Origin of the sequence: Streptomyces alkaliphilus (assembly GCF_014141535.1) — a bacterium.
GTDB lineage: Bacteria > Actinomycetota > Actinomycetes > Streptomycetales > Streptomycetaceae > Streptomyces > Streptomyces alkaliphilus.
In genome coordinates, this window is record NZ_VKHT01000596.1 from 1 (window position 1) to 3,275 (window position 3,275).

The 3,275-nt window shown below is 74.6% G+C and carries 2 protein-coding genes; both read left to right on the forward strand.

The features are described from left to right. The first annotated feature begins 263 nt into the window (after window positions 1–263). Window positions 264–1,490: a DNA polymerase III subunit delta' gene (locus tag FNQ90_RS17220; protein ID WP_143622871.1), complete on the forward strand. Its 1,227-nt coding sequence runs from the start codon at window positions 264–266 to the stop codon at window positions 1,488–1,490. 147 nt (window positions 1,491–1,637) lie between these two features. Further along, a complete protein-coding gene (locus FNQ90_RS17225) occupies window positions 1,638–3,257 on the forward strand; it encodes an alpha/beta hydrolase (RefSeq protein ID WP_182607201.1) in 1,620 nt (539 codons plus the stop codon). Window positions 3,258–3,275 lie beyond the last annotated feature (18 nt).

Here is a 3,275-nt window from a genome sequence, read left to right on the forward strand (position 1 = left end):
GTCCTCCCCCCGAGCAGCCGCAGCGCCCCGGCGACCCGGCCGGCCCGCCGCGCCCCGCCGTCGGCATCCCCGAACAACACCCCTGACGCGGCGTTCGGAGCCCCTCGGGAACCGGGCGTCCCGCCGCTGTCCGACCCGTGCCCCACAATGGACCCACCGGACGACACCGGACACCGTCGGGCCGCGGTCCGCCCGGCGGTCGACCGGCCCGGGAAAAGCGGGCCCGCGAGGGCCGGACGAGGATCGGAAAGGGGGCCGGAGCCGTGCCGGTGTGGGACGACCTGGTGGGGCAGGACCGGGTGAGCGAGCAGCTCCTCGCCGCCGCCCGTGACGCCGACGCCTTCGTCACCGCGGTCGAGCGCGGCGAGGAGCCCGCCCTCAGCGGCTCCGCCATGACCCACGCCTGGCTGTTCACCGGGCCCCCCGGCTGCGGCCGCGCCACGGCCGCCCGCGCCTTCGCCGCCGCCCTCCAGTGCCGCAGCCCCGACCGCGCCCTGGGCGGCACCCCCGGCTGCGGCTTCTGTGACGGCTGCCACACCACCCTCGTCGGCACGCACGCCGATGTGGAGGCCGTCCGCACCGAGGTCCTCACCATCGGCGTCGGCGAGACCCGCGACCTCATCCGCCGCGCCCAGCTCTCCCCGGCCGGCGGGCGCTGGCAGGTCATCCTCCTGGAGGACGCCGACCGCCTCACCGAGGGTGCCGGCAACGTCCTCCTCAAGGCCGTCGAGGAACCCGCACCCCGCACCGTGTGGCTGCTGTGCGCGCCCTCCATCGAGGACGTCCTGCCCACCATCCGCTCCCGCTGCCGGCTGCTTTCGCTGCGCACCCCGCCCGTGGACGCCGTCGCCGACCTCCTCACCCGCCGCGACGGCATCCACCCCGAGACCGCCGCCGCCGCGGCCCGCGCCACCGGCGGACACATCGACCGCGCCCGCCGGCTGGCCACCGACGAACGCGCCCGGGCCCGTCGCGACGCCGTCCTCGCCATCCCCGCCCGGCTCGACGACGTCGGCGCCTGTCTGCGCGCCGCCCAACAACTCGTCGACACCGCCGCCGAGGACGCCAAACAGCTCGCCGCGGAGCTCGACGAGAAGGAGACCGAGGAACTGCGCGCAGCCCTGGGCGCCGCCGAGGGCAAGCGCCTGCCGCGCGGTACCGCCGGAGCCATGAAGGAGCTGGAGGAGCGGCAGAAGCGCCGTGCCACCCGCACCCAGCGCGACACCCTCGACCTCGCCCTCACCGAACTCACCGGCTTCTACCGCGACGTCCTCGCCCATCAGTTCGGCACCGACATCGCCGTCGGCGCCGGCCCCGCCGACACCGTCGCCCGTCTCGCGGCCACCTCCCGACCCGAACAGACGCTGCGCCGCATCGAGGCCATCCTGGAGTGCCGCCGCGCCCTGGACCGAAATGTCGCCCCGCTGCTCGCCGTGGAGGCCATGACCCTCACCCTGCGCGACCCCGTGCCCGCCCGCGCCCGAAGCTGATCGCCCGTCACTTTTTGTGATCTTCAAGGGGTTTGTCGGGCGAATCGGGGAGCGCCCCGGGTCCACCGGCCCAACCGGAGGCGCACCCTCCCCCGGTGGACGGTTAGGCTCCTCCCACACCACCGTTCACCTTTCGTCGGGGGAACCATGTCTGCCGCCCGCACGTCCCGTGCCCTCGCCGCCGCCCTCACCGCGACGGCGTTGCTGCTCACCGGCTGTACGGGCGCGTCCGACACCGCCCCGGACGACGCCCTCGGGGCCCCCGCCGGCCACACCAACGACATCACCGAGTCGACCGGCGGCCTCGACGACGTCCCCGAGGACCTGCTGCCCTATTACGAGCAGGAGATCACCTGGCGTGACTGCGGCGTCAGCGGCTACCAGTGCGCCACCCTCAACGCCCCCCTGGACCACGACGCCGTGGACCCGGCCGAGGACGTCCAACTCGCCGTCTCCCGCATCCGGGCGGTCGGCCCCGCCGAGGAACGCCTCGGCGCCCTGCTGGTCAACCCCGGCGGCCCCGGCTCCTCCGCCGTCGACTTCCTGCAGAACCACGCCGGCACCGGCTTCCCCGCCGAGGTCCGCGCCCGCTACGACATCGTCGCCGTCGATCCGCGCGGCACCGGCGGCAGCGAACCCGTCGAATGCCTCGACGACGCGGCCATGGACGCCTTCACCCTCGTCGACCGCACCCCCGACGACGACGCCGAGATCGACGCCCTGACCAACGCCCTCATCGACTTCGCCGAGAGCTGCCGGGAACGCTCCGGACGCCTGCTGGAACACATCTCCACCACCGAGGCCGCCCGTGACCTGGATCTGGTGCGGGCCGTCCTCGGGGAGGAGCGCCTGAACTACTACGGCGCCTCCTACGGCACCCACCTCGGCGCCGTCTACGCCGACCTCTTCCCCCACCGCTCCGGCCGGCTCGTCCTGGACGCCGGAGTGGATCCCCGCCTGGACACCCTCACCACCGACCTCATGCAGGCCGCGGGGTTCGAGGCCGCCCTGCACGAGTTCGTCATCGACTGCGTCGGACACGAGGACTGCCCCATCCTGTCGATCGACGACATCGCCGACCTCCTCGACGCCCTGGACGCCGAGCCCCTGCCCACCGGCGAGGACCGACCGCTGACCGAGTCCCTGGCCACCACCGCCATCGCCCGGGCCCTGTACAGCGAGACGGTCTGGCCCCGGCTGCGCGAGGCGCTGACCCCGGCCGTCGCGGTCGCCCTCGACATCGAGGAGCTCCGGACGGAGGACTTCGACGAGGGCGCGAGCGCCACCCCCGGCGCGCCACTGCTGCGCCTGGCCGACGAGTACCACCGCCGCGACGCGGTCGGCGCCTACGGCACCGTGAACTTCGCCTTCCCCGCCATCGGCTGCCTGGACCGCCCCGCCGACCTCACCACTCCCGAGGACGTGCTCGCGGCCCTGGACACCTTCGAGGAGATGGCCCCGACCTTCGGCCGCGACTTCGCCTGGTCCTCCCTGCTGTGCGGGGTGTGGCCGGTGGAGGCCACCGGGGAGCCGGGGCCGGTCCGGGCGGCGGGCGCCGACCCGATCCTGGTGATCGGCACCACCCGTGACCCGGCCACCCCGTACGCCTGGTCCGAGTCCCTGGCCGACCAGCTGGAGTCCGCCGTCCTGCTCACCCTCGACGGTGACGGTCACGGCGCCTACGGCACCGACGGGTGCGTGGACGCCGCCGTCAACGCCCACCTGATCGAGGACCTCCAGCCGGAGCCCGGCACAACCTGCCCCTGACCCCGCGCGACCCCACCC

Excerpts from the sequence above, each read along its gene's own strand:
- FNQ90_RS17225 (WP_182607201.1), top strand. The coding sequence starts at position 1,638 with ATGTCTGCCGCCCGCACGTCCCGTGCCCTCGCCGCCGCCCTCACCGCG.